This is a genomic window from Acinetobacter rudis, from assembly GCF_000829675.1.
Classification (GTDB): domain Bacteria; phylum Pseudomonadota; class Gammaproteobacteria; order Pseudomonadales; family Moraxellaceae; genus Acinetobacter; species Acinetobacter rudis.
Genome location: NZ_BBRX01000114.1, coordinates 1 through 6,028, shown reverse-complemented (window position 1 = coordinate 6,028; position 6,028 = coordinate 1). Strand labels below are relative to the sequence as shown.

Sequence of the window (6,028 nt, the reverse complement as noted above, 5' to 3'; positions counted from 1 at the left end):
CCTTGCGAAACAGTGTTTCTCAGGACATAAGCGTCTAGCAGTAGGAATCACCCACGTTTAGGGGGGTGAGGATGTCAACATCTAAATGATGATGAGCTGAATAGCCAAGATTCAACATTGGGCGATAAGGAGTTGGTTAGTGCTAGAAAGAGAGCTTTATAAAGATAACTGATCTTACCTAGGATAATCATATGAAACCATCAGAGCCTTGGGCAATTTATGCGGGTGTTTGGAAGATACTTAAAAAATATTACCAACACCCTATACGACATATGTTGGGGTTAGGTGTACTGATTTTATCGAGTACTTTATTGGTTGTATCTGTCCCATATATCATGAAGCAGATTGTGGATTTATCACAGTCAGGTGTCAGTCAGTTTAGTTGGGATCAGCTATGGCACTTAGAAAATTTATATCTTTTAGCAGCGTGTTTTGCACTGGCTTGGTTTGGCAGCAATTTATTACAGCATCTGAGTCAGCGTTATAGTGCATTTTTCTTGATCTCTATCGAATCAGCTTTGGTTTATAAAGGATTAGAAAACTTTTTTAATTTAAGTTTTTTAGAGCAACGTAAAATCGAGACAGGAATAATAAATACTGACATATGGCGTGGTGCAGAGGCGTTTGGTCAGCTTATTTTTACCAGTTTATTTATTTTGATACCTCTTGTGTTTGAAGTCTTCATGATGATGTGGATTTTGGCACAGAGTATCAATATCAGTTTTGCGCTAATTTTTTTATTTTTCGCATTGCTGGTTTTTGCGATGACACTGATCGTTGCTTTAAAGAGTAAAGACATTTATTCGACGTTCTATGAAGCACACAATCGAATTAATCAGTTTTTTATCGAAAAAGTACAAAACCATTATGATATTCAAATTAATGCTGCTCAGCATTATGAATTAAAAAATTTTGCACAAAGAGTTAAAGAGTATCAAACGGAGAAATCTAAAAGTCATAGCCAACTGATGATTTTAATGTTGATACAGGTGCTTTCAGTTGCGATTTTTTTATTCATTTTTATGTTGTTTACGGTTTATTTATTTGAAAAAAAGCAAGTGAGTACTGGTGATTTTATTCTTATTAGTTCATATATTGTTGGCTTAACGCTACCGATGTTGAGAGTTTCACATAGTGTTATGGGGCTTAAAGGCGATTATATTTCTTTAAAGAAGTTTTACCACTATTTCCAATTAGAAAAAGTTCAACATCAATCTACTGAAGTTGAATCATCTGATATGTTTTATCGTTTTCAACATGCTAATTTACATTTAGGTAAGCATGAGATTACTGATTTTAATTTAAATCTTGAAGCAGATCGGTGTTATGTAATCATTGGACAAACAGGAATTGGTAAAAGTAGCTTTATGCATTATCTGACTGGATTGCAGCAGATTCAAGCAGGTCAGTTATATTATAAAAACATTAATATTACTCAACAGTTTTCGACAGATATTTATCATGAGATTGCAGTTGTTGGTCAAGTACCCACGGTTTATTCTGGAACACTAAGACAAAATTTAGTTCATAACAGTCCGTATCATTATACTGATGCAGAATTAATATATTGGTTAGAGGTCTTTCAATTAACTCCGTTGCTATCCAAGAATAATTTAAGTTTAGATGATGAGTTACAAGATCGTTATAAGAGTTTTTCAGGTGGTGAGAAGCAAAGGATCAGTATATTAAGGGCACTATTAAAGAAACCGCAGTGTTTAATTATGGATGAGCCAACAGCTGCATTGGATGAGCAGACAGCTATACACCTAATGAGTGTCATTCGACAACATGTAACAACGATTGTAATGATTTCTCATGCAGCATATGCTCAACAATTTGCTGATCAGGTTATTAATTTTGATGAGCTCATCCAATCTAAATAAGAGTAATTGAGTGATATCAAGTCTATCTCTATGTCGAATATAAAGCTTAAATAATTGCTCATAACGATATCAGGCTGTATTCCTGACATCGTTATTTGCGTGTTATGTTTACTTTAAAAACTTGCGACTTAATAAAAACTGTTCAGTGGCTTGTAATAGCGTCTCGGCATAGGACTCTTGTTTGGCTGTAAGCCAACCTAAAGCAAACCAGTCACTGGCTTCTAATTCGCTTTCTTGCAGATAAGAAGCTGAGGCAACTAAAACTTGATATTGTTCAGCGGCTTGCTGAGCATCATTGAGCGACTTACTATATTTCTGTAGATTTTTCACATCATAAACTTGCGTCAGTAATGGAAAACTAAACTTCAGTTCTTTGAGACACAGGGCAAGCTGTTGCAAAGTATCTAAGTCAGCAAGATCAACTTGGCTCAGACTCTCTTGTAGTCGTTTATATTGTTGCTGTAAAGTCAGCTGAGCATCATGCTTAAGATCCTGCTTTTGTGTTTGGCTCGCTGGTGCTAAAGCAAATAATAATAACTCTAAATAGTGCTGCACATTTTGTGTAGATTTCACTAAGTTTTGCAATTTCTCTTGTGCGTAAAGAATATCTTGATCTAAGGCTTGTGCAGTTTTAGGGTTATTCAGTAAAGCCCCTAAGGTATTTTGCATATGCTGAATATGTTCGAGGTGTTCAAAATGCTGTGCGAAAGCATTGAGTTGCATCGACCATTTGTCAGAAGGATCTTTACTCCAATCTTTAAAGATCGACAAGCTAAGATGAAGGTGCTGCAAAGCCAGTTGAGCCTGTTGAATATGTTCAGCTTCAGCGACTTGTGCTGAGATTGCTGCAATATTGGGGAGTAAATGTTGCAGCTGTTCTAAGATCAGATATCTGAGATTGAAATCAGCATTTTCTTTTTTATTAAGCTGTAGAAGGGGAGCTTGCGTTGCAGGGCTGACAACTTGTTGTTGACTGAGCAGGTGACCGAATTCAGCTTTACTACGCACATCTAACCATAATTGATATTTTTTTACCCATTCAAAGCTAAACTGCAGCAAACTCTTAAGTGAGCCTTGCTTTAACTCAAACTCAACTTCATAAATCTCTTGAATTGCTTCTCCACTGCGGATTTCGCCAATATCTAAACTAATTTCGATGTGTGCGTCATCATATTCAATCACACGGCAAGTACGTTGAATATTCGTTTCAAACTGCAAAGAAAGTGTAGCATTTTCATCAGCTAGAGCTTGGTTAAGATGTTGAAGTGCTTCAGGGTGTTGTTGATAAATAGCCAAGTCTAATCCATTGGGGGATTGACTACCTAAATCGATATTGTGCTCAAAACGATGTAAATGGCTTTGTCCTGCAGTTTTAAGTGTTTGAATCCAACGATCACCTTCTAAGCGTTGTCTCAAAGCTGCACGATTTTTAGATAAATGTTGTTCAGCAGTATCGTAATAACGTGCCTGTAATTGAATAACTTCAGATTTTTTAGGATCTAATGCCTTAAGTAAGGCATTGCGACGACTTGGGCCAATCTGAAATTTTAATTCAATTTCCACCATGGGGCAGGTATCCTAAAGTTTTTTGAAATATAAATGGTTTATGTTCCATGATATTAACAGCATGAACACGATGCGTTATAGCACTTTAGACTTATTTAAAAGAACTAGAGTTTCTATTTGAGCGACCAGATATTGTAACTGATCTGATAGTGAAAGATCACGATGACTGCTGTATCTCCAGCCGATGTTTGCATTTTTTCCAAACAATAAGCAGTATAAGTCTAGTGAATTTATTTAATCACACGGTGCAAGGAACAAGAATATGGATACTCAATTACAAACTCAGGAATCAGGCGAGCCACAAGTTATTTTTCCAATACGAGATTATTCGGAATTTTATCGTTTTTATTTAACTGAACATCGCAATATCAATAGTAGACGTTTACATAGTCTGGGCAGTGCAATTGGTTTGTACTGTATTTATAAAACAGTAAAACAACGTAAACCCAAATATTTAGCTTATGGATTAGTTGCAGGCTATGCCTGCGCATGGGTTGGGCATTTTGTATTTGAAAAAAATAAACCTGCAAGTTTTAAACAACCTTTATATAGTTTTATTTCGGATTGGCGAATGTTGTCTGATATTGTACGTGGTCGTTTAAGCTTGACTGATCGTGATCTTGATAAAATACCAAGTTAGGAGAGAGTCGCTGGTCAGAAGCCTGACTTTGCAATCTGTAAAATATCAAACTGTTTAAAGTTGGAACAAGAAAAAAATTACTGTATCACCAACCGACTCTTTTTATTGCTTGAGTTGGCGATACAGCTGCAACTGATTGGCTATTTTTGTTTTGTTTTTTTTATATAGATATGCAAGATCGTTGCCAACTTTATTTAATTTACTCAATGATCTTTACAAAATAGATAAAAGGGGCATGTTCAACAATGTTGTGGTTGCACTTCATTTGCTGGAAGCAGGTATAATCCTAAGGTGTGCAATTTACGGAAAACTTAATGCGCGGCTTATATTTAATTACCAATGACGATCCAATTGAGTTGTTGCTACAAAAGCTTGAAGCTGCCTTGGCGACAGGTCAAATTGCGATTTTACAATATAGACGTAAGAAAGTTGCGCTTGCAGATCAAGCGAATGAAGTCGCCAAAATCAAAGCACTTTGTTCAAAATACACCACACCCTTTGTGATTAATGACAACTTAGCATTGGCTGTTGAGTTTGGTTTGGGCGTGCATTTGGGGCAAAGTGATGGTGCGATTGTAGATGCCGTTGCTCAATTGGGTTCGGATCATATTATTGGCCGTACTTGTGCCAATTCACTAGATTTTGCCCATCAGGCGCTTAAAGAAGGTGCAAACTATGTCGCTTTTGGTGCAATTTATCCAACAGCAACAAAACCTGAGGCTGGACACACAGGTGTTGAGATCATTGCGCAAGCTCGTGCACAATTCTCTGTGCCGATTTGTGCGATCGGTGGTCTTACTGTAGAAAATTCTGCTGCAGTGATTGCAGCTGGCGCTGATCTTTGTGCTGTAATAAGTGATATATTGGCGCTTTCGGTAGAGCAAATCCCAAGTCGTGTTGAGGCTTGGGCGCAATTGTTTGCTTTAACAGCGAGCATTGAACATTAATATTTTTTGATCTCTATTTATTTGAGTTGAGCATATTCATGAGTTTATCTCCAAAGCAAGAACAGTTATTTAAGCAAGCCAATAAACATATTCCTGGTGGCGTGAACTCACCAGTACGTGCGTTTAATGGAGTTGGGGGTACACCGATTTTTATCGAAAAAGCCCAAGGCGCATATTTATATGATGTTGATGGCAAGCGTTATGTCGATTATGTGGGTTCATGGGGGCCAATGATTTTAGGTCATGCCCATCCTGCGATTATTGAAACAGTTCAAAAAGCTGCACAAGATGGTTTAAGTTTTGGTGCTCCTACAGTTTATGAAACCACCTTAGCGGATATTATCTGTGAAGTGATGCCTTCAATTGAAATGGTTCGTATGACTAACTCAGGTACTGAGGCGACCATGACGGCAATCCGTTTGGCGCGTGGTTATACTGGGCGTGATAAAATTGTTAAGTTTGAAGGATGTTATCACGGACATTCAGACTCATTATTAGTCAAAGCCGGTTCAGGCATGTTAACCCTCGGTGAACCAACTTCAAAGGGTGTTCCAGCTGATTTTGCTCAACATACGATTACTTTACCGTATAACGATATTGAAGCTGTAAAAGCGTGCTTCGCTAAATTTGGTCAGGAAATTGCGGGTGTGATCGTAGAGCCTGTCGCAGGTAACATGAATTTAGTTAAACCGATCCCGGGTTTCCTAGAAACTATTCGTGAGCAATGTGATCTTTTTAAATCTGTCTTTATTATTGATGAAGTCATGACGGGTTTCCGAGTGGCACTAGGCGGAGCACAAGCTCATTATAATGTTAAACCTGATTTAACCACTTTGGGTAAAATTATTGGTGCGGGATTACCTGTTGGTGCATTTGGTGGTAAACGTGAAATCATGGAATGTATCGCACCTCTAGGTGGGGTATATCAAGCAGGAACACTCTCTGGAAATCCTTTGGCTATGCGCGCAGGGATTAAGATGTTTGAATTTTTG

At 37.6% G+C, this 6,028-nt stretch carries 5 protein-coding genes; 4 read left to right on the top strand and 1 reads right to left on the bottom strand.

The features are described from left to right. Nucleotides 1–191: 191 nt before the first annotated feature. Nucleotides 192–1,883: an ATP-binding cassette domain-containing protein gene (locus tag Aru01_RS17740; RefSeq protein WP_016655532.1), complete on the top strand. Its 1,692-nt coding sequence runs from the start codon at nucleotides 192–194 to the stop codon at nucleotides 1,881–1,883. 108 nt (nucleotides 1,884–1,991) lie between these two features. On the opposite strand, the gene Aru01_RS17735 is transcribed toward Aru01_RS17740, so the two are convergent. Beyond that, the gene (locus Aru01_RS17735) at nucleotides 1,992–3,449 is read right to left on the bottom strand and encodes a CYTH domain-containing protein (RefSeq protein ID WP_016655533.1); all 1,458 of its coding nucleotides are present in this window, start codon (nucleotides 3,447–3,449) and stop codon (nucleotides 1,992–1,994) included. Nucleotides 3,450–3,711: 262 nt separating this feature from the next. Here Aru01_RS17735 and Aru01_RS17730 point away from each other — a divergent pair, with 262 nt between their 5' ends. The 3 genes from Aru01_RS17730 to hemL form a co-directional block, all read left to right on the top strand. Further along, the gene (locus Aru01_RS17730) at nucleotides 3,712–4,089 is read left to right on the top strand and encodes an Mpo1-like protein (RefSeq protein ID WP_016655534.1); all 378 of its coding nucleotides are present in this window, start codon (nucleotides 3,712–3,714) and stop codon (nucleotides 4,087–4,089) included. A 314-nt stretch (nucleotides 4,090–4,403) separates the two neighbouring features. Beyond that, nucleotides 4,404–5,036 (top strand): thiamine phosphate synthase, encoded by a 633-nt coding sequence (thiE, locus tag Aru01_RS17725; RefSeq protein WP_016655535.1) that lies wholly within the window; start codon nucleotides 4,404–4,406, stop codon nucleotides 5,034–5,036. A 38-nt stretch (nucleotides 5,037–5,074) separates the two neighbouring features. Continuing rightward, a partial coding sequence (hemL, locus tag Aru01_RS17720; RefSeq protein WP_042111719.1) for a glutamate-1-semialdehyde 2,1-aminomutase occupies nucleotides 5,075–6,028 on the top strand: 954 nt, incomplete at its 3' end.